This is a genomic window from Flavobacterium yafengii, from assembly GCF_030010375.1.
Taxonomy (GTDB): Bacteria; Bacteroidota; Bacteroidia; order Flavobacteriales; family Flavobacteriaceae; genus Flavobacterium; species Flavobacterium yafengii.
Genome location: NZ_JASCRY010000001.1, coordinates 607,463 through 629,514, shown reverse-complemented (window position 1 = coordinate 629,514; position 22,052 = coordinate 607,463). Strand labels below are relative to the sequence as shown.

The 22,052-nt window shown below is 35.1% G+C and carries 21 protein-coding genes; 15 read left to right on the top strand and 6 right to left on the bottom strand.

The window, feature by feature from the left end; translation table 11 throughout:
• Nucleotides 1-7: 7 nt before the first annotated feature.
• A complete protein-coding gene (locus QLS97_RS02760; RefSeq protein WP_282714145.1) occupies nt 8-1,636 on the bottom strand; it encodes a S8 family peptidase in 1,629 nt (542 codons plus the stop codon).
• 75 nt (nt 1,637-1,711) lie between these two features.
• Nucleotides 1,712-2,572, bottom strand: a complete 861-nt coding sequence (locus QLS97_RS02755; RefSeq protein ID WP_282714144.1) for an MBL fold metallo-hydrolase — start codon at nt 2,570-2,572, stop codon at nt 1,712-1,714.
• A gap of 168 nt (nt 2,573-2,740) precedes the next feature.
• On the opposite strand from QLS97_RS02755, the gene QLS97_RS02750 reads away from it, so the two are divergent.
• From QLS97_RS02750 to sufD, 6 genes are all read left to right on the top strand, one after another.
• Nucleotides 2,741-3,070 carry a HesB/IscA family protein gene (locus tag QLS97_RS02750; RefSeq protein WP_282714143.1) on the top strand — a complete coding sequence of 110 codons (330 nt, stop codon included), beginning with the start codon at nt 2,741-2,743 and terminating at the stop codon, nt 3,068-3,070.
• Nucleotides 3,071-3,088: 18 nt separating this feature from the next.
• Nucleotides 3,089-4,537 carry a Fe-S cluster assembly protein SufB gene (gene sufB, locus QLS97_RS02745; protein WP_282714142.1) on the top strand — a complete coding sequence of 483 codons (1,449 nt, stop codon included), beginning with the start codon at nt 3,089-3,091 and terminating at the stop codon, nt 4,535-4,537.
• A 7-nt stretch (nt 4,538-4,544) separates the two neighbouring features.
• On the top strand, nt 4,545-5,033 hold the full coding sequence (locus QLS97_RS02740) for a flavodoxin family protein (protein WP_282714141.1): 489 nt from the start codon (nt 4,545-4,547) through the stop codon (nt 5,031-5,033).
• Between the two features lie 36 nt (nt 5,034-5,069).
• Nucleotides 5,070-5,822: a Fe-S cluster assembly ATPase SufC gene (sufC, locus tag QLS97_RS02735; protein ID WP_282714140.1), complete on the top strand. Its 753-nt coding sequence runs from the start codon at nt 5,070-5,072 to the stop codon at nt 5,820-5,822.
• 100 nt (nt 5,823-5,922) lie between these two features.
• Nucleotides 5,923-6,237: a four helix bundle protein gene (locus tag QLS97_RS02730; RefSeq protein ID WP_282715528.1), complete on the top strand. Its 315-nt coding sequence runs from the start codon at nt 5,923-5,925 to the stop codon at nt 6,235-6,237.
• An 82-nt stretch (nt 6,238-6,319) separates the two neighbouring features.
• Nucleotides 6,320-7,636: a Fe-S cluster assembly protein SufD gene (gene sufD, locus QLS97_RS02725; RefSeq protein ID WP_282714139.1), complete on the top strand. Its 1,317-nt coding sequence runs from the start codon at nt 6,320-6,322 to the stop codon at nt 7,634-7,636.
• A 92-nt stretch (nt 7,637-7,728) separates the two neighbouring features.
• Here the strand turns inward: sufD and QLS97_RS02720 are convergent, their stop codons facing one another.
• Nucleotides 7,729-9,075, bottom strand: coding sequence for a serine hydrolase domain-containing protein (locus QLS97_RS02720; RefSeq protein ID WP_282714138.1), 1,347 nt, complete (start codon nt 9,073-9,075; stop codon nt 7,729-7,731).
• A gap of 232 nt (nt 9,076-9,307) precedes the next feature.
• Here QLS97_RS02720 and QLS97_RS02715 point away from each other — a divergent pair, with 232 nt between their 5' ends.
• From QLS97_RS02715 to QLS97_RS02685, 7 genes are all read left to right on the top strand, one after another.
• Complete coding sequence (locus tag QLS97_RS02715; protein ID WP_282714137.1) at nt 9,308-10,522, top strand: aminotransferase class V-fold PLP-dependent enzyme; 1,215 nt, start codon at nt 9,308-9,310, stop codon at nt 10,520-10,522.
• Nucleotides 10,523-10,534: 12 nt separating this feature from the next.
• The gene (locus QLS97_RS02710) at nt 10,535-10,969 is read left to right on the top strand and encodes a hypothetical protein (RefSeq protein WP_282714136.1); all 435 of its coding nucleotides are present in this window, start codon (nt 10,535-10,537) and stop codon (nt 10,967-10,969) included.
• Between the two features lie 22 nt (nt 10,970-10,991).
• Nucleotides 10,992-11,411 (top strand): SufE family protein, encoded by a 420-nt coding sequence (locus QLS97_RS02705; RefSeq protein ID WP_282714135.1) that lies wholly within the window; start codon nt 10,992-10,994, stop codon nt 11,409-11,411.
• A gap of 121 nt (nt 11,412-11,532) precedes the next feature.
• On the top strand, nt 11,533-11,859 hold the full coding sequence (locus tag QLS97_RS02700; RefSeq protein ID WP_282714134.1) for a DUF59 domain-containing protein: 327 nt from the start codon (nt 11,533-11,535) through the stop codon (nt 11,857-11,859).
• 81 nt (nt 11,860-11,940) lie between these two features.
• Entirely contained in the window at nt 11,941-12,447 is a 507-nt protein-coding gene (locus tag QLS97_RS02695) for a DUF2480 family protein (protein WP_282714133.1), read from the top strand.
• Nucleotides 12,448-12,501: 54 nt separating this feature from the next.
• Entirely contained in the window at nt 12,502-13,356 is an 855-nt protein-coding gene (locus QLS97_RS02690; RefSeq protein WP_282714132.1) for a DUF3078 domain-containing protein, read from the top strand.
• Nucleotides 13,357-13,597: 241 nt separating this feature from the next.
• A complete protein-coding gene (locus QLS97_RS02685; RefSeq protein ID WP_282714131.1) occupies nt 13,598-14,068 on the top strand; it encodes a nuclear transport factor 2 family protein in 471 nt (156 codons plus the stop codon).
• Between the two features lie 252 nt (nt 14,069-14,320).
• Here QLS97_RS02685 and QLS97_RS02680 read toward each other — a convergent pair whose 3' ends face one another.
• From QLS97_RS02680 to hflX, 3 genes are all read right to left on the bottom strand, one after another.
• Entirely contained in the window at nt 14,321-15,256 is a 936-nt protein-coding gene (locus tag QLS97_RS02680; RefSeq protein WP_282714130.1) for an alpha/beta hydrolase family protein, read from the bottom strand.
• 167 nt (nt 15,257-15,423) lie between these two features.
• Complete coding sequence (locus tag QLS97_RS02675; protein ID WP_282714129.1) at nt 15,424-16,125, bottom strand: hypothetical protein; 702 nt, start codon at nt 16,123-16,125, stop codon at nt 15,424-15,426.
• A gap of 300 nt (nt 16,126-16,425) precedes the next feature.
• The gene (gene hflX, locus QLS97_RS02670; protein WP_282714128.1) at nt 16,426-17,676 is read right to left on the bottom strand and encodes a GTPase HflX; all 1,251 of its coding nucleotides are present in this window, start codon (nt 17,674-17,676) and stop codon (nt 16,426-16,428) included.
• 251 nt (nt 17,677-17,927) lie between these two features.
• Here hflX and QLS97_RS02665 point away from each other — a divergent pair, with 251 nt between their 5' ends.
• Together QLS97_RS02665 and QLS97_RS02660 are read left to right on the top strand one after the other, a co-directional pair.
• Nucleotides 17,928-19,562 (top strand): DUF6377 domain-containing protein, encoded by a 1,635-nt coding sequence (locus QLS97_RS02665; protein WP_282714127.1) that lies wholly within the window; start codon nt 17,928-17,930, stop codon nt 19,560-19,562.
• Between the two features lie 314 nt (nt 19,563-19,876).
• A complete protein-coding gene (locus QLS97_RS02660) occupies nt 19,877-21,994 on the top strand; it encodes a glycoside hydrolase family 97 protein (protein WP_282714126.1) in 2,118 nt (705 codons plus the stop codon).
• Nucleotides 21,995-22,052: the final 58 nt, after the last annotated feature.

Sequence of the window (22,052 nt, the reverse complement as noted above, 5' to 3'; positions counted from 1 at the left end):
TAAAATATTATTTAGACATTTTTTCTGCCATTAGTAAAGCATTGTATGCATTTACTATTTTTCCTGATTTAGACAGAGCTGTAAACGAACGTGTGTCATTTGCTTTTCCACCTACAATAACATCCGTAGTGATTGCAATTCCTGAATCCATCAAAATATGCTTTACTTGTTTAGCAGATAATTTTGGATAGTACGAACGAATTAATGCAGCAACTCCGGCAACATTTGGCGCAGCCATTGAAGTTCCTTGTAAATACTTGTATGTATTGTTTGGAGTTGTAGCATAGATTTTTACTCCAGGAGCAAAAACGTCTACATTAATTTTTCCAATGTTAGAAAAACGAGCCACAACTTTATTTCCGTATTCAAAATTCAAAGCACCAATTGTGATTAAATTATCAGCAAACTCTGTTACTTTATCTTCAGAATCGTTAGGAAAATTTTCTGCATAGTCAATATCCTTAGCATCATTACCCGCTGCGTGAACGATTAATACATCTTTTTTCTCAGCATATTTTATAGCATCATAAACCCATTGCTTGTGTGGCGAAAAGCTTTTCCCAAAACTTCCGTTGATTACTTTGGCACCATTATCCACTGCATAACGAATTCCAAGCGCAATATCTTTATCATACTCGTCACCGTCTGGCACTGCACGAACGGTAAGAATCTGAACATTATTAGCAACACCGTCGCCACCTAAGACGTTATTTCTACTTTGAGCAACAATTCCGGCAACGTGAGTTCCATGAAGAATTTCGTTCTTATCTGGTCCCATCACATTGTTGTTTCCGTATTTTGTATCAGTGATATCATTTGGATTATCTCCCACTACTTTACGGTAATCTGTTTTAAGATTGTCTCCGTTTATAAGAGCAACCTGATCGTCTAATTGTTTTTGAACAGCAACTTTTAAATCCGCTATTGGCAATCCATAAGAAAGCATTTGTTGCATAGCTGCTTTGCTCTTTTGTGTTGCCGGTTCTTGTGAAACAATCGCATTTACTTCCTCAATAGTGTAGACTGGTTTGCCAAAATGTTTTACCAAAACAGCGTCACCTGCAGCAATAGTTTCTAACATTTGCTCTGAACGTGTTTTTCCAGCAGCAGCTTCAGCAACTTTTTTATCATTCAATGCTTTTGCCTCTTGATACGTAGCCTCATCTACTAAAGTTTTATCTTTGATGATTCTTTCGTATTCCAGATTCTCTTTGGTACTATCCCCAAGAAAATTCCAACCGTGAATATCATCGATATATCCGTTTTTGTCATCGTCAATTCCGTTTCCGGCAATTTCTTTTGTATTGATCCAAAGTACCGATTTCAAATCTTCGTGTTCGATATCCACTCCAGAATCTACAATTCCAACAATAACTGGCACGCCTTTTTTACCTTTCAATAATTCAGCATACGCCTTGTCAACACTCATCCCAGGAATAGTATCTGTCACAATATCTAAATGGCTCCATCTTTTCAAGTCGTTCTCAGTAATTGGTGCCTTTTTTTTAATATTTAAAGGTGCGCTTATGGCAACTAGATCAGAATTAGTGGTATTTGAAACTTGTTTTGAAGCGCCACATCCTACTAATGCTAAAAGAGCAAAAGCAGAAATGTAAATGGGTTTAATGGTATTCATTGAAAATGTTTTTGTTAATTTTTAAATATTTGTCTAAAATAATTTTTTTTGTTACAAAAGTCGTTATGATTAACACTATGTTAAGATTTGTTCGCAAGTAAAAACTTCTGCCAACCGAACTCCTTTTTCGGTTTTTTGTACGGTTATTATTTCATTATGCGCATCGTGTTCCAAGAACAAATAATAATTATTATCTGCCGCAGCATTCATGAATTTTTCTTTTTCTGGCATTGTCAATAAAGGTCTGGTATCATATCCCATAACATACGGAATTGGAATATGTCCGGCTGTTGCCAATAAATCAGCGCAAAAAACGATTGTCTTATCCTTATATTGAATGTGCGGAATCATTTGCTTTTCGGTATGTCCATCAGCAAAGAAGATGCCAAAACCCAATTCTGATGTTGCAAGAAAATCTCCTTCCGGTCTTTGGATGAAATGCAGCTGACCACTTTCCTGCATCGGTGAAATGTTTTCGGATAGAAAAGACGCTTTCTCTCTGGCATTTGGTTTAGTAGCCCATTCCCAGTGATTTTCATTAGACCAGAATTTAGCATTTTTAAACGCCGGTTCGTAACCTGTTTTATCAGCGTTCCATTGAACACTTCCACCACAATGATCAAAATGCAAATGCGTCATAAAAACATCGGTGACATCATCACGATGAAAACCGTATTTAGCCAACGATTTATCCATGGAATGTGTTCCCCAAAGCGAATAATAACCAAAAAATTTCTCCGATTGTTTGTTTCCCATTCCGGTATCAATCAAAATTAATCGGTTGCCATCTTCAATCAATAAACAGCGCGCCGCAATATCAATCAGGTTATTTTCATCGGCAGGATTGGTTCTGCTCCAAATAGTTTTTGGCACCACGCCAAACATTGCGCCACCATCTAATTTAAAATTGCCTGTTTCTATGGGATATAATTTCATGATTTTTCTTTTTTTCGAGAGGAAACAAAGTTAAGGAATTCAAACGCTTTTACTGATCGCAAATAGCTTTTTTCTATTTTTGCATTAGTTATAATAATGTTATCAATTATGGAAAAAGCTTTTTATACACTATCTTTGTCCTTAATTTAGACAAAATCAATATAAGCTATGATAAAAGTTTCTGACACTGCAAGAAAAAAAATCATCGATTTAATGAAAGATGATGGTTTTGATGCTGCAATCGACTACGTAAGAGTTGGTGTAAAAAGCGGCGGATGTTCTGGATTGTCTTATGATTTAAAATTCGATAAAACAAAAAACGACGACGATAAAATTTTTATTGACAACGATATCACTATCGCTGTTGAGAAAAAATCTTTTCTATACTTAGCCGGAACAATTTTAGAATTTTCAGGAGGAATAAATGGTAAAGGGTTTGTTTTCAATAATCCAAATGCCAATAGAACTTGTGGATGTGGAGAATCATTTTCTCTGTAAAACATTAAATAAAAAAATATGTCAAAATATACCGAAGACGACTTAAAAATCGAACTCGAAAACAAAGAATACGAATACGGATTTTACACCGAATTAGAATCAGAGACGTTTCCTATCGGTTTAAATGAAGATATTGTTCGCGCTATATCGCACAAAAAAGGAGAGCCACAATGGATGACCGATTGGCGTCTGGAGGCTTTTCGTGCTTGGGAGCAAATGATAGAGCCAGAATGGGCAAATGTGCATTACACCAAACCTGACTTTCAGGCCATTTCCTATTATTCTGCTCCAAAAGCGGTCGATCCCAATAAAACATTGGACGATGTAGATCCTGAACTTTTAGAAATGTATAAAAAGTTAGGCATCTCTGTCGATGAGCAAAAGATGATGAATAATGTCGCCATGGATATTGTAGTGGATTCGGTTTCAGTAGCGACTACTTTCAAGAAAACATTAGGCGAAAAAGGAATTATCTTTATGAGTATTTCTGAAGCGATCAAAGAACATCCAGAATTAGTTCGTAAATATTTAGGAACGGTTGTACCACAAAAAGATAACTTTTATGCTGCTCTGAATTCGGCAGTTTTCTCTGACGGTTCTTTCTGTTATATTCCAAAAGGCGTTCGTTGCCCAATGGAACTTTCAACTTATTTTAGAATCAATCAAGCAGGAACAGGACAATTCGAAAGAACATTATTAGTTGCTGACGAAGGTAGTTATGTTTCTTACTTAGAAGGTTGTACGGCTCCAAGTCGTGATGAAAATCAATTGCACGCAGCTGTAGTGGAACTAATCGCTTTGGACGATGCCGAAATCAAATATTCAACCGTACAAAACTGGTATCCTGGAAACAAGGAAGGAAAAGGCGGGGTTTTCAACTTTGTGACCAAAAGAGGAATCTGCGAGAAAAACGCGAAAATTTCTTGGACACAAGTAGAGACCGGTTCAGCGATAACTTGGAAATATCCTTCCGTTATTTTAAAAGGAGATAATTCAACAGGAGAATTTTATTCGATTGCTGTTACCAATAATTTCCAACAAGCCGATACAGGAACCAAAATGATCCATTTAGGAAAAAACACTAAATCGACCATTATTTCTAAAGGAATTTCTGCTGGAAAATCACAAAACAGTTACCGCGGTTTGGTACAAATTAGTGCCAGAGCGGATAACGCCAGAAACTTTTCACAATGTGACTCGTTATTAATGGGAAACAATTGTGGCGCACATACTTTCCCTTATATCGAAAGTAAAAATCCATCGGCAAAAATCGAACATGAGGCTACGACAAGTAAAATTGGCGAAGACCAAGTTTTCTATTGCAACCAACGTGGAATTCCAACTGAAAAAGCAATTGCTTTAATCGTAAACGGTTTCAGTAAAGATGTATTGAATAAGTTGCCAATGGAATTTGCAGTAGAAGCACAAAAATTATTAGAAATTTCTCTTGAGGGAAGTGTTGGATAATTTGAATATGGGAAACAAGAAAGTTATTATTGTAGGTTCTTCCAGAAGCAATGGAAATACTTCAAAAATAGTTGATAAAATTTCCACCCAAATAAATGCTGATATTATTGATTTAAGAAATTATTCTATTTCCTATTATGATTATGAAAGTGAAAATAGAGCCGATGATTTTTTGCCTTTAATAACTTCAATTATTGAAAAATATGACACGCTTGTTTTTGCAACACCTGTTTACTGGTATGCGATGAGCGGAATAATGAAAGTGTTTTTTGACCGATTTTCTGATTTGATCAGAATCGAAAAAGAATTAGGTCGAAAATTAAGAGGTAAAAATATGTTTGTAATTTCAAATTCTGATGAAGATCAATTGGATTATGATTTTTATTTACCCTTTCGATTATCAGCGGAGTATTTAGGAATAAAATATTTAGGAGAAAAGCATTTGTCCTATCAAACAATAAAAGACCAAGAACACATCAATAGTATTTTAGAATAAAAGAGAATTTAAATCCTTTTAAAATTAAAGAAACAAATGTTAAGTATAAAAAATTTACACGCCTCAATTGGGGATAAAGAAATATTAAAAGGGATTAACCTTGAAGTAAAAGCGGGAGAAATTCACGCGATAATGGGACCAAACGGTGCGGGAAAAAGTACGCTTGCTTCTATCATTGCAGGAAACGAAAACTACGAAGTAACCAAAGGTGAAATCTCTTTAGACGGAGAAGACCTTTCTGATTTGGCACCAGAAGAAAGAGCACACAAAGGTGTTTTTCTTTCATTCCAATATCCAGTGGAGATTCCAGGAGTTTCAGTAACGAACTTCATGAGAACTGCCATCAACGAAACACGTAAAGCAAACGGTCAGGAAGAAATGCCTGCAAACGAAATGCTAAAAGTGATTCGTGAAAAATCAGAATTATTAGAAATCGACCGTAAATTTCTTTCTCGTTCTCTAAACGAAGGTTTTTCTGGTGGAGAGAAAAAACGTAACGAAATTTTCCAAATGGCGATGTTGGAACCAAAATTGGCTATTCTTGATGAAACCGATTCTGGTCTTGATATTGATGCTTTACGAATCGTTGCTAATGGGGTTAACAAACTTAAAAGCGACAAAAACGCCATCGTAGTAATCACACACTACCAACGTTTATTAGATTATATCGTTCCTGATTTCGTTCACGTGTTGTACAACGGAAAAATTGTAAAATCCGGAGGAAAAGAACTAGCGCACGAACTAGAAGAAAAAGGATACGACTGGATTAAACAAGAACAAGAAGCTTAAAATTAAAACAGTCTAAAGTCTAAGGTCATAAAGTCAAAAGAAAAAAGTAATGGGGAAATTTAATTCTTTCGAAGAAATTAATTCTTAGCAAAAAGCAAGAATTTTTAATAAAAGAATTTACCTAATTACTGAAAATACAAATTTCAAGAAAGACTTTGATTTCATTAGACAGATTAGACGAGCTTCAATTTCTATATCATCAAATATCGCTGAAGGTTTTGAGAGAAATACTGACAAAGAGTTTGTTTACTTTTTATACGTTGCAAAAGCTTCCGCTGGAGAAGTTCGTTCTCAATTATATTTAGCATTTGATTTGGATTATATTACTAAAGAAGAATTTGAAAAACTTTTAGAATCAGTAACAGAAATATCAAAATTGTTAAGTGGTTTTATTAAATATTTATCAAAAGGCTAAATTTTGAAAGTCTAAAATTCGAAAGTTTCCACGCATTCGACTTTAAGACATTTGACTTTAAGACTTTAAGACTTAAATTAAAATGGAATTGAAAGAAAAATTACTATCGTCTTTTATGGCTTTCGAAGAGCGTGTCGATGTTCACTCTGAACTTCATGACGTGAGAACTGCCGCCATAAAAAACTTTGAAAATAAAGGTTTCCCAACCAAAAAAGACGAAGCTTGGAAATACACTTCGCTAAATGCCATCTTAAAAAATGACTTTACCGTTTTTCCAAAACAAGAAAATGCAGTTGAATTCAACCACGTAAAAAAATACTTTTTACACGAAATAGACACCTATAAAGTAGTGTTTATTGATGGTGTTTTCAGTTCGCATTTATCGTCAACCACACACGAAGGAATTGATGTTTGCTTGATGTCATCGGCATTGACCAAACCAAAATACAAAATGGTTATTGATACTTATTTTAACCAAATTGCCAACAAAGAAGAAAGTTTGACTTCATTGAATACGGCGTTTGCTATTGAAGGAGCGTATATCAACATTCCAAAAAGTAAAGTAGCGGATAAACCAATTGAAATCATGTATTTCTCAACAGGAAATGAAGCCGCTCTTTTGGTTCAACCAAGAAACTTAGTGATTGTGGGTGAAAATTCACATGTTCAAATTATTGAGCGTCATCAAAGTTTAAACGAAAATCCAGTTTTAACTAATTCTGTTACCGAGATTTTTGCTCAAAAACGCGCCATCGTTGATTATTACAAAATTCAAAACGATACGCTTGAAGCGAATTTAATAGATAACACCTACGTTTCTCAACAAAAAGAAAGTCACGTTTCCGTACATACCTTCTCTTTTGGAGGAAACTTAACGAGAAACAATTTGAATTTTTATCACTTTGGGGAACGATTGACAAGCACCTTAAACGGAATCACAATTATTGGTGAAAAACAACACGTAGATCATTATACTTTAGTGAAGCATTCGGCTCCAAATTGCGAAAGCTTCCAAGATTATAAAGGAATTTATGCTGATCGTTCTACAGGAGTTTTCAACGGAAAAGTGTATGTGGAAAAAGACGCTCAAAAAACAAATGCGTTCCAAAAAAGCAATAACATTTTATTGAGCGACAAAGCGACAATAAATGCTAAACCGCAATTAGAGATTTTTGCCGATGACGTAAAATGTTCTCACGGTTGTACTGTTGGACAATTAGACGAAACGGCAATGTTCTACATGCAACAACGCGGAATCCCTAAAAAAGAAGCCAAAGCATTATTGATGTATGCATTCTCGAATGCCGTTATCGAAAACATCAAAATACCGGAACTTAAAAAACGAATTACTACGATTATCGCCACAAAATTAGGCGTGAAATTGGGATTTGATTTATAATTTTTAAACACAAGGTTCACTAAGATTTACACAAAGGGCGCAAGGTTTTTACTAAACTTTCCGCCCTTTGTTTTTTTTATTTGTATTTAAATTTATTTTTTTATTGATGATATTATCCCTTTCAACATTCCGTTAAAATCAAAATTAGATTCTTCTTTCAAACCCATTCTTACAATCACTAAATCAAGTGACGGAATAATCGCCACCATTTGTCCTTGAAAACCGCTGCAGTAATACATATCTCTTGGAACATCCGGAAAATGTCCGCCGGCATTGAGCCAAAAATGTCCTCCATATCTTCCGTTAGAAGTATTTGTAGGAGTTGCAGTGTATTTCGTCCAACTTTCATTGAAAATCTGTTCTCCGTTCCAATTGCCTTTGTGCAAATACAACAACCCAAATTTTGACCAATCGCGTGTTGTAGCCCAACCGTACGATGAACCTACATAATTTCCCGCCATATCCGTTTCGATTACCATCGAGTTCATTCCTATTTTATCAATCAAAGCCGAATACCAAAAATCTAAATATTCCTGATGCGTTTTGAACTGCTTTCGCAAAATCCCGGAAAGTAAATTAGTCGTTCCCGAAGAATAATTCCACCGCATATTTGGTTTATGCTCTGCCTGTTTTTCTAATTGCGCGCTGGTCATATCTTCGGCCTGAAAAAGCATTTTGGTGGCATCAGAAATAGTATTGTAATCCTCCACCCATTGTAAACCGGAATTCATGTGCAGCAAATCGCTTGTTGTAATCAATTTTCGTTTGTCATTCGCCCATTCCTGAATTGGCGCAGGATCATCAATGTCAAATTTTCTTTGTTTCTCCAAAATTCCAAACATAGCACTAGTGATGCTTTTGGTCATAGACCAACCCAGAATTTTGCTGTTTTTATCGAAACCAGTATCATATTTTTCGGCAATGATTTTGTCTTTATAAATTACCAAAAGGGATCGCGTTCTTTTGTCAACAATGCCTTTTTTATCAAAAGCATTGGCAACAGCCGCACTCAATTTAGTATAATCAATATTTGTAAAAACCGTGTCTTTTGGTTCATTATTTCCATACGGAAAAGGTAAATCATTGTTCAGTTTTGTTCTTTTTGGAACCAAATACGGTTTAGTCACATCAAAATCATCGTTGATTAAGGTCGCTCCCAAACCTTCGCGGTAAATTGCTTTTCGTTCTTTCAAACCATAAACCGAAGCAACAGCAAACTTTCCGGCGTCTTCAATTTTATTTTTGGCCAAATCAATCATATCAATGTCATTGTCACCTTTCTCAATCATTTCCTGCGAACGATTATCAATAAAATGTCCCGAAGCAATACTTTTGGCTGAAAAGCCAGAAATTAAATCCAGTTTTGGATAAGTGGTGAAGCCAAAATAAGAAACACCAATGAAAGAAACGAAACCAAATAATCTGAAAACTTTTTTCATAGAGAATTAATTTGAAGCAATTTAATAAAAAAGAAGCATACATTTTCTGAACGGTTACCACATTGATTATTATTAACAAGTGTTTGCCGAAAATTAATTTCAATTTCATTACTTTTGTATTTAGAAAAATTCTAAATAATGAAGCCCAAACAACAAATTGGGTTATCTAAAAAATGTTACTTATTGGCGTTCCATCTAACCAATAAAAAAACAATAAAAACAGGCAGATTACATGTTAGATATCAATAAAATTAGAGCCGACTTCCCTATTCTTTCCCAGAAAGTAAACGGAAAACCATTGGTTTATTTCGACAACGGAGCTACTTCGCAAAAACCACAAGTTGTGATTGATGCGATTTCAAAATATTATCAAGAAATCAACGCTAATATTCATCGCGGCGTTCACACGTTAAGTCAATTAGCAACCGATGCATACGAGATTTCACGTGGTAAACTTCAAAATCACATCAATGCAAAATTTGCCCATGAAGTACTTTTCACTTCCGGAACAACGCATGGAATTAATTTAGTTGCCAACGGATTTGCTTCGATTTTGAAACCAGGCGATGAAGTTTTAGTTTCGGCATTGGAACACCACAGCAATATTGTGCCTTGGCAAATATTATGTGAGAAAACGGGTGCGACTTTGCGCGTAATCCCTATGAATGAAGATGGCGAATTAATCATGTCCGAATACGACAAATTACTTTCGGATAAAACGAAGATTGTAACCGTAAATCATATTTCGAATGCTCTTGGGACTGTCAATCCAATTAAATACATGATTGACAAAGCACATGAAGTTGGCGCAGCGATTTTGATTGACGGAGCGCAAGCGGTTCCACATTTGAAACCAGATGTTCAGGAATTAGATTGTGATTTTTATGCTTTTTCAGGACATAAAATGTGTGGTCCAACAGGAACCGGAATTTTATACGGAAAAGAAGCGTGGTTGAATAAATTACCTCCCTATCAAGGTGGAGGCGAAATGATTAAGGAAGTGACTTTCGAGAAAACAACTTATGCTGAATTGCCTCATAAATTTGAAGCTGGAACACCAAATATTGCCGGAGGAATTGTTCTGGGAACTGCGGTTGATTATATGAATGAAGTTGGTTTTGAAAACATTCAACAACAGGAAAAAGAATTGTTGGAGCACGCAACTTCACGTTTATTAGAAATTGAGGGTTTGAAAATTTTTGGTACAGCCAAGGAAAAAACTTCTGTAGTTTCATTTAATATTGAAGGTATTCATCCGTACGATATTGGTACGATAATTGACAAATTAGGAATAGCCGTAAGAACTGGCCACCATTGCACCCAACCTATCATGACTTTCTTTTGCATTCCGGGAACGATACGAGCATCATTTGCTTTTTATAATACCAAAGAAGAAATTGATGTTATGGTTGAAGCTATTAAAAAAGCGCAACTCATGTTGTCTTAAAAATTTAAAAATATGAAGGTACTATCTTTATTGTTTCTGACCATTTTTCTTGGAAAAGGGTGTAACAGTGCTCAAGCGCAAGAAATCAGCAATGCTGTAATTGAATATGAAGCCAACACCAGAGGTTTTTATCAAAAAATAACGGTGAAGAATCAGATGGTGACTGTTTCTAAGGATAGAGATGGAAATGACAAACCGACACCAACAAAAATATCGGATGCCGACTGGAAAGAACTCGTAGACTGTTTTGAAATAATGGGATTGGATAGTTTGTCCAAATTAAAAGCGCCTAGCGAAAAACGTTTTCATGACGGTGCGGCTATTGCCAATTTGAAAATCACTTTCAAGGACAAAACCTATGAAACGACTAGTTTTGATCATGGTTTTCCACCAAAAGAAATTAAGAAATTTGTTAATAAAATAAATTCATTTGTTAAAAAAGAATAATACTGAAATAATTCAGCATACTATGAAAATTAAGGACATACAAGAAGAAATCGTTGATGAGTTTTCTATGTTTGACGACTGGATGGAGCGTTATGAATACATCATCGAATTAGGAAAAAAGCTTCCTATGATTAAAGAAGAATTCAAAACAGAAAACAATCTGATCAAAGGCTGCCAATCGAAAGTGTGGTTGCAAGGAGAACAAATCGATGATAAAATTGTTTTCACAGCCGATAGTGATGCCATTTTGACAAAAGGAATTATTGCGATATTAATTCGTACTTTTTCCAATCAAAAAGCTTCTGATATTCTGGAAGCTGACATGGGTTTTATTGACGAAATAGGTTTGAAAGAACATTTATCGCCAACGCGCGCCAATGGATTAGTATCGATGATAAAAAATATTAAAATGTATGCTTTGGCATTCAACACGCAGAATTAATTTATAAACCGAGTTTTTTTTAACCATATAAGACATTTAAGAAAATCAAAGAGCTCTTACTAATTAAAACATTTTGAAGTGCATTTTGCAACTTTAAACCTTAAACTTTAAACTAAAAATAATGGAAGAAACAATTATAGACACTACCGAGTTAGGAGAATCAATCGTAAAAATATTAAAGACTATTTACGATCCGGAAATTCCTGTAGATATTTACGAATTAGGATTGATTTATGACGTGATGGTCAACACCGATTACGAAGTAAAAATCCTGATGACACTTACCTCTCCAAACTGTCCAGTTGCAGAAAGTTTACCAAGAGAAGTGGAAGAAAAAGTAAAATCGATTGCTAATGTAAAAGATGCTGAAGTAGAAATCACTTTTGATCCGCCTTGGAGCAAAGATTTAATGAGCGAAGAAGCAAAATTAGAATTGGGAATGCTTTAAATTAGTCCTAATGTCAAAAGTCATAAAGTCTCAAAGTAGTTGACCTTATGACTTTCGACATTCGACTTTAAGACTTCAGAAATGGAAGAAATAATAAATAAAGTTGCGAATAGTGTTTTGGAAGTTTTCGATCTCGAAGATTATTATCCAAAAGGAATCCGTGCGCAAATCGATATTTCACAATGGTTATTGGAAGGCTTTTTATTGAAAGAAAAAGACTTTAGAGAACAGCTAAAAAATCATGATTGGTCACAATACCAAGATCAATATGTTGCCATTCATTGCAGTACTGATGCTATTGTTCCGGCTTGGGCTTCTATTCTGGTTGCGATTCAATTAGCGCCATTTGCAAAGAAAATCATCAATGGTACTTTAGAAGACTTAGACGCTTCGCTTTATGAAGAATTATTGTCTAAAATTGATTATTCGGTATATGAAAACAAGCCTGTTATTATAAAAGGATGCTCCAGAAAACCGGTTCCGATGCGGGCTTATGTGTTAGCAGCGCATTATTTACAGCCTTTTGCTCGAAGCATTATGTATGGCGAAGCGTGCTCAGCCGTTCCATTGTACAAGGCGAATAAATAGGATTAATATTACATTTATTTTATACTTTAATAGTAAAATTTAAAATATAAAGTCATGAAAAAAATAGCGTTTTCCCTAGTATTACTTTTTGCCATAATTTCTATAAATGCGCAAGAGCAAGAAACTTCAAAAGACACTACAAAACTTTGGACAAAAAAAGGAAATATCTCTTTGCTTTTTAATCAGTCGTCTTATAATAAGCAATGGTTGGGAGGCGGAACTTCGAATATTGCGGGAAATTTTGGATTGAATTACGACTTCAATTATAAAAAAGAAGATATCGTTTGGGATAATAAATTCATTTTAGCGTACGGTTTAACCAAAATAAAAGGAGACGAAAAAACCGCAAAAACAGACGATCGTTTGGAACTGAATTCTCTTTGGGGAAAGAAAGCCAAAGGGCAATGGTACTATTCGATGTTTTTCAATTTCAAGACTCAAATGGACACCGGATTGGACAAAAATGACGAGAAAATTTCTCATTTCTTTTCACCTGCTTATTTTCAATTGGGACCAGGAATGCTGTGGAAAAAAAGTAATAATTTGAGCGTCAATTTTTCTCCGGCGACTGCAAAACTGATTGTTGTTCATCCTCATTTTACTGAATTAGGTCCTTCTTTTGGAGTATTACAAGGCGATTCTACTCGATTTGAGTTTGGAGCCAGTATTTCAGCATACTACAAGTTCAATATCATGACAAATGTATCGATTGAAAATAGACTGAATTTATATTCTAATTATTTGGATAATCCTCAGAATATTGATGTAGATTATCAAATGAATGTACTCCTGAAAATCAATAAATACTTGTCGGCAAATGTAGCCTTACAAGCCATCTATGATGACAATTCCGTTCAAGCCGTTCAAATAAGAGAAGTATTTGGATTAGGTGTTAATTACGGTTTCTAAAAAAAAACAATCTTTATTTACTGACAATCAGCTACTTGTGTTAAATATTTATTCGCAAAAAGCACAAACATACTATCTTTTTTAGTACATTTATTCTCCTATTTAACCTACTAAGACATAATGGTAAGCATTTTAAACTAACACTATTATTTTAAAACTTCACCTTATGAAAAAATTAATTTTAATCGTCCTGTGTGCGACCCTTTTTGTAGCATGTAAAAAAGAAGCTACACCAAAAGCGTTGCCAACTTCTGAAACAACTGACACACCGCCACCTCCAACAGAATTTGCCGACAGCAAATATTCCGATATAGGAAAAAAAATGTTAGCAGATTTATCTAAAAACGACATGGATTCCTGGACAAACAGCTTCGCCGAAGATGCCAAGTATTACTGGAATAGCGGAGACAGTCTGGTAGGAAAACCAGCCATAGAAAAATACTGGAGAGACCGAAGAGGTAACGTTATTGAAACCATCACTTTTGAAAAAGAAATTTGGTTGCCGCTCAAAGTAAATGAGAAAGGCAACATTCCGATGGATGGTATCTGGCTTCTTAGCTGGTACAAAACCACCGCAAAATACAAAGGCGGCAAGAGCATGACACAATGGATTCATTCTACATATCATTTTAATTCAGAGGATAAAATTGATATGGTCAACCAATACCTGGATCGAGTGCCTATCATGGAAGCAATGCCTCCGAAGAAATAAATTTTTAAGTCCCAGTTTGCAGAACTCCGAATGTATCTCATAAAAAAACGGCGCTCTTTTGAGTGCCGTTTTTTATGGTTTTCTTTTAAGTAGATATCTGTCGCAGACTAACGCCAAAGATTTGAGACCTAAATTAAATTCTATTTTTCGGATTTGCCATCCGAGCGATAGCGAACAGGTGAAGCAAATCATCCCAACTTTCCATTAAGCCTAATGCTCAAATCCGTTGTAGTAGCTGTTCTAGGCAGTGCTTTATTTTGATACTTTAGACTTCTTAATGTTCAAAGTTTTCTGTTTTATCCATTGAATTGAAATGTCAACTGGTGCTGTTATATTATCAGAAACAGTATTATGTCCTAATGTTGAAAACAAGGTATATTCGAAAGGTTTGCCTTGAGTTTTCAATGTATTTAATTGCTCTATACATAACTTTACTGGAATCTGTATATCTTTCTCACCAAAAAGCCAAAGCCCTGGAATTGAAAGAGTATTCAAGGAAATTTTTGGGTCAGTAGCTGTAAATTGATACCTGTCTGGGTCATTTTTAGTATGTTCACGAGCATCTGATTCTGTATGATTTTCCCAAAAATTATTGTTTCCATTAGTATAAAACTGAAATCGAAGTTGTTCTAGGGTTGTAATTGTAGGGCAACTAAATAAAACCATAAATTCAATTTGTGGATTTTTACTTGCAGCAATTGGGATTATCCATCCTGCTTGACTGAAGCCAACTAATCCTATAGGTGTGTTTTTATCTTTCAAATAGGTTCGAAATGTATTTACTGCTGCACTTGCATCATGAGATAATAAATTAAGATTAGTAGTGTCAATATTATTGGTGCCAACAGATGGCCCTACATATACACCACCAGATTCTCCAACTCCACGTTTATCATATGTCAATACAGCAATACCTTCTTTGGCAAGACGTTTAGCGAACTCCATTTCTCTTTTTACAGGATCAGACCCATGAACAATTACAACTGCTGCCAATGTTTTTTTAGGTGTTAAAATTGAGCCTGCAAGAGTAATGCCCTGACTTTCAAACTTTACATCTTGAATGGTAAAGTCGGTCGATTGAGAAAATACTATTTCTGGTAAAATTATTAATAATAACCAAAGAAGTGAATTAGAAAAAAAGTTAATATTCATAGTAGTATAATATAAAAAATTGTTTTGAATGGTCATCGTTAGCATTGTCTACAACGTTCTGGTACTAAATTAAGCCCATTATTTGGATTTGCCACCTGAGCGATACCGAACAGGCAAAGCAAGTCATCCCAAATACAAAACCAACTTTCCATTAAGCCTATTGCCCAAATCCGTTGTAGTAGCTGTTGCGGACGTTTTTTTATTTAATGCAATAAGTCAATTCCTTTTTCAAATATAAATTTCACACTTTCTTTTATTAGGTATTTGCTTCCTTCCGATAAAAACTCCTTTATCAAAACTGGTCCTTGTTTCGATATTTTTGCCCAAACCACTGATAATTTCTTAATTACCCATTTTTTTGATTTTTTGGTTAAGTTTTCTCTCAATTCAATTACTTCACATATAATATCGTCAATCTCAACCTCATTTATATCGGTCTTATATTTCTCAATATTATTTTGAATTTTTTCTAAATGTTCATCTAATAATAGAATTTGCTTGATCTTTAGCGGATTTATTTCGGCATCTTCATCGATAATTTCAAATTCAGAATAATACTCATTTGAAAAAGCTTCTAGAATATTATCGTCAAAAATAGATTTTATATTATCGTAATCTTCCAAGATATTTAGCCAACTTTGAAACTCTTTTTCTAAAAGATCTGCATTAACCCATTTTCTATGAATTTTCGTCGCTAAATCACTTTCTGGTTTACGATTTACTAAAACAGAAAATGCAGATTCATTTTTAAAATCTTCGATTATGAAATGAAAATCGGAATTTTTGTCTTTATCAACAATCTTAATTAAAAATTGATTTTGAGGTATGATTTCAAACATTGAAGACTCTTTTTTTAAAAATGGCACTAATGTTTTTAAAATTTGTAATGGAATTTTTTTCTTCATATTTTTTTCTGTGATAAAATGCCTGCCAACTTATATATAGGCGCTACTGCATAGCGTATTACCTTCAAATATACAATTTAATACTTATCTTACAAATCATCAAATGGCCTTTTTATTTGTTAATTGTCGTTATCGTTAATCCGCATGAAGGATGGTAGCGGAAATCCTCCCGATTTTTCTTCGGGAGATTGAAACGAACAGCCTGACGCAGCTGTAACGCAGAGGAAGCTGGGACATGCCCAAAAAAAATCCCTCTTGAGAATGTCAAAAGGGATTGTCTATTTTATGTTTTAGAGAGAATTATTCGTTTTCTTCCTCGTCTTTGTCTTCTTTCTCCACCGCGTCTTTATAATCCGGATATAAAAACTTATTGTACGGAAAACGGGTGATGTGAATGTGTCGTACGGCTTCGTAAACGCGTTCTCTAAATTCCTCAAAATTTTCTTTGTTTGTAGCCGAAATAAACAACGCATTTTGCTCTCCTACTCGACTCATCCAAGTCGATTTCCATTCTTCCAGCGTGTGATGTCTTGGCGTTTTTTCGGTCATTAAATCATCTTCATCAATAGTCAAATGCTTGTACGCATCGATTTTATTGAAAACCATAATTACCGGTTTGTCATTCGCCTTAATGTCCAATAAGGTTTGGTTTACGGATGCAATATGATCTTCAAATTCCGGATGCGAAATATCAACTACGTGCAATAACAAATCAGCTTCGCGAACCTCATCCAGCGTACTTTTGAAAGAATCAACCAGTTGCGTTGGCAATTTCCTGATAAATCCTACGGTATCCGAAAGTAAGAAAGGCAGGTTTTTGATGACTACTTTTCGAACTGTGGTGTCCAACGTAGCAAAAAGTTTGTTCTCTACAAAAACATCGCTTTTCCCAACGGCATTCATCAATGTTGATTTCCCAACATTAGTATATCCAACCAAAGCCACACGAACCATAGCACCACGATTCCCGCGTTGCACGCCCATTTGCTTGTCGATGGTTTTAATTTTTTCTTTCAATAATGCGATTCGGTCACGAACAATACGTCTGTCGGTTTCAATCTCCGTTTCCCCAGGTCCACGCATTCCAATTCCCCCTTTTTGACGTTCTAAGTGCGTCCACATTCCGGAAAGTCTTGGTAATAAATATTGACATTGCGCTAATTCTACTTGCGTTCTGGCGTACGAAGTTTCGGCACGTTGCGCAAAAATATCAAGGATAAGGTGCGTTCTGTCCAGAATTTTACATTCCGTTATGATTTTAGATATATTTTTTTGCTGTGAAGGCGATAATTCATCATCAAATACCAAAGTCGAGATATCATTTTCTTTTACAAAAAGATGAATCTCTTCAATTTTTCCAGTTCCTACAAAAGTCTTGGGATTAGGGCGTTCCATTTTTTGCGAAAAACGTTTCACGACTTCACCGCCTGCGGTAAAAGTCAAAAACTCTAATTCGTCAAGATACTCCTTTAGTTTCTCTTCACTTTGGTTTTGAGTTACAATACCAACAATAGCCGTTTTTTCGAAATTTATTACTTCTTTTTCTAACATGTCTTTGAATAAGCTACAAATTTAATGATTTGTCAGGGACTTATCTAGTTATGGGTTTATAAAAAATTAGAAGCCGTGAATATTGATAGTTTTTGGGTCCGACGAGATATTAGACCAAAGAAGCACCGAAAGAAACTAGCAAATTTGAGGTTATTTTGAAAACTCTTGCTTTTGCAAACCGTACTTTTGAAGTTCCTTTGGATTTTTAATTATTTTTACACCTATTTAATCCCATTTGAATGAATCGCTTTTTGACAGTACTTATTGCATTCTTGTTTCCTGTTTTTCTTTTTGCCCAAAATAATTCTGAGGAATTACTGGAAGAATTGGATCAAACGGTAGCTGATTATGCTGTTTATTCCAATAAAAAAGAAGGCGAAATAAACAAACTCAAGGAACTGCTTTCCTACACTTCTGCCGATATTCAAAAATACGATATCTATGGGAAATTGTATGCGGAATATAAATCGTACCAGTCGGATTCAGCGTTGATTTACGCCCGAAAAAGTTTTCAAATTGCCGAAAAATTAAACGATGTCCGAAAGCTAAATCACGCCCGATTAAATCTAGCTTCCATCATGGGAACATTAGGGATGTACAAGGAAGCTACCGATATTCTTAATCAAATCAACATCACTACTTCGCCCGAACTAAAAGGCTATTATTTTACCGTAAATAGCGTCGTTTATGGCTATATGTCAGATTATGCGGCTTCGCTTCAGGAAAAAAAGAAGTATGTTTTACTGACCCAGAAGTACCGTGATTCCTCCTTAAATTGCTACAAACCACAATCAAGTGCTTATATTATGGCAAAGTCCAGTACCCTTCTTGATACTGGAAACCACAAGGAAACACTGGTTTTATTACTAAACTATTTCCCAAAAATTGCCCACAACAGTGATGATCGAGCGGTGATTGCCTACATTATTTCGCAGGCATATCGCCAAAAAAAAGATGCTGAGCAGGAGAAAAAATGGTTGACTATTTCGGCTATTTCCGATTTGCAATTGGCCAAAAAAGAATACATTTCGTTGCGTTCGTTGGCTTTTCTAATGTATGAAAACGGAGATATTGACCGCGCTTACAAATACATAAAACGCTCGCTTGAAGACGCCCTTTTTTGTAATGCGCGCTTACGAACCTATGAAATATCGAAGATGTTGCCCATTATCAACGAGGCGTATCAAAAACAAAATGAAACCAATCGATTTCAGTTGGTACTGTTTTTAATAAGTGCCAGTATATTATCCGTATTCCTGTTGGCGGTGCTTTTTTTACTTTTTAAGCAAATGAAAAAATTGTCTAAAGCAAAGCAGGATTTAAGTTTAGCAAACTGCAAGCTTTCGGAACTGAATAAAGAATTAAATACTTTCAATGAAAAATTGAATGAGACTAATTATACGCTGACCGAAGCCAATCTTTTGAAAGAAATATACATTGGTCGTTACATGGATCAGTGTTCAGATTACATTGGTAAATTAGACGAATACCGCCGAAAATTGAATGTCATGGCAACAACGGGAAAAATGAATGACCTGATTGGTGCTGTAAAATCAAACCAATTTGTCGAAAATGAACTCGCAGCATTTCTCACGAATTTCGACAAGACGTTCCTGCAACTGTTCCCTAATTTCATACCAGAATTCAGCGCTTTGTTGATTGACGACGAAGCAATACAATTGAAGGAAGTCGAATTGCTGAATACGGAACTACGGATTTTTGCACTGATTCGTTTGGGCATCAAAGACAGCGCAAAAATTTCGACTTTTCTTCGGTATTCGGTATCTACGATTTACAATTACCGCTCACAACTCAAAAACAAAGCAGCAGGTCCACGAGAAGATTTTGAGGCTAAAGTAATGCGGATTGGAACCAATTTAAAATAGAAAAATTCTGTTTTTCAAGAAGATCTTTAGGATTAAAACAATCTCAAAGACCTCTTTTTTATTATAAATCTACCACTTTTTTTAAACAATAAATTTACACAATACACAGTTATTCAGTATATTGCATGTAAAAAAGAAAAATACAATCTACTTTTTTAGAATGATGAAAATATGTAGTGTGTAAAGCGTTTACTTTTACTTTCTCGAAATATGGAAAACTCTGGGTTTTTCAATAAATCGATTTCGTGAAAATCATGTTGATCACAATCTATTACCAAACCTGAAAAATTAATTTATCAAATTCTATTTAAAAAATGAAGCAATTTCTTTTCACAGCCCTAATATGGCTCGCGTTTTTTAGCCCTGCAAAATCGCAGCAGTTAAAATCACCAAATGGAAAATTTGTAATGGAGTTCTCCTTACAAAATGACGGAACTCCAAGTTACAGTTTAAATTACAAAAATAAAGCCGTTGTAAAACCAAGTAAATTGGGTCTTGAGTTAAAAAATGATAAAAAATCACTGTTAAATGATTTTACTGTTGTTGATACCAAAACAGCAACTTTTGATGAAAACTGGAAACCAGTTTGGGGAGAAGTAGCCTCCATTCGCAATCATTATAACGAATTAGCAGTAACCTTAAATCAGAAAGAAACCGATAGACAGATTGTGATTCGTTTCCGTTTGTTTGACGATGGTTTAGGATTTCGCTATGAATTTCCTTCGCAAAAAAACCTTACTTATTTTGTAATCAAAGAAGAAAAAACCCAGTTTGCCATGACAGGTGATCATACTGCGTTTTGGATTCCTGGTGATTATGATACCCAAGAATATGATTATACTACCTCAAAATTATCTGAAATTAGAGGATTATCAGAAAAAGCAACTACTGCTAATGTTTCTCAAAAGTCATTTTCTACAACAGGAGTTCAAACTTCGCTAATGCTAAAAACAGCGGACGGATTGTATATCAATTTACACGAAGCGGCATTAATTGACTATTCATGCATGCATTTGAATCTGGATGATAAAAACATGGTCTTTGAATCTTGGTTGACACCAGATGCCAAAGGCGACAAAGGATATATGCAGGCTCCTAATCATTCGCCTTGGCGTACCATAATTGTTAGTGATGATGCAAGAGAAATTTTGGCTTCAAAAATGACATTGAACTTGAATGACCCTAGCAAAATTGAAGATACATCATGGATAAAACCCGTTAAATATGTGGGTGTTTGGTGGGAAATGATCACCGGAAAAAGCTCTTGGGCATACACGGATGAATTTCCAACAGTTCAACTTGGCGTAACTGATTTTTCAAAAGCGAAACCTAATGGAAAACATGGTGCAAATAATACCAATGTGAAAAAATACATTGATTTTGCAGCTAAACACGGTTTTGATGCGGTTTTGGTCGAAGGCTGGAATGAAGGTTGGGAAGACTGGTTTGGTCACTCCAAAGATTATGTTTTTGATTTTCTGACTCCATATCCGGATTTTGATGTCAAAGGATTGCATGAATATGCCAAATCAAAAGGTGTTAAAATGATTATGCACCATGAAACTTCGGGTTCGGTACGCAACTACGAACGTCACATGGATAAGGCCTATCAGTTTATGAAAGACAATGGATATGATGCCGTAAAAAGTGGTTATGTAGGTTCTATCATTGAAAACGGTGGAAATCATTATAACCAATTTATGAATAATCATTATCAATATGCTTTAGAAAAAGCAGCCGAATATAAAATTATGTTGAATGCACACGAGGCGGTTCGTCCAACGGGAATTTCCAGAACGTATCCAAACTTAATTGGTAACGAAGCAGCAAGAGGAACAGAATATCAAGCTTTTGGCGGTTCTAAACCAAACCACGTAACGGTATTGCCTTTTACACGTTTAGTAGGCGGACCGATGGATTATACTCCTGGGATTTTTGAAATGGATTTAAGTAAATTGAATCCGGATAATAATTCCCATGTCAACAGTACAATTGCTAATCAATTGGCATTGTACGTAACAATGTACAGTCCCTTACAAATGGCAGCCGATACACCTGAAAATTATGATCGTTTTCCAGATGCTTTTCAATTTATCAAAGATGTAGCAGTAGATTGGACGGACAGTAAATACCTTGAAGCTGAACCAGGACAATATGTTACCGTTGCGCGTAAAGCAAAAGTGACGAACAACTGGTTTATTGGTAATGTAAATGGCGATGCTTCTCGTACCTCAACGATCAAATTTGATTTCTTGGAAAAGGGAAAAAAATATGTAGCCACGATTTATGCAGATGCAAAAGACGCTCATTATAAAACCAATCCGCAAGCGTATACGATTCGTAAAATGACGGTGACCAACAAATCGAAACTGGCTCAACTCAGTGCTCCGGGTGGAGGTTATGCCATAAGCATAGTCGAAATCAAAAAGTAAATAACCAAAAAAGGCTGTCCGAAAAGACAGCCTTTTTTGATTTTATCATAGCCTTAAA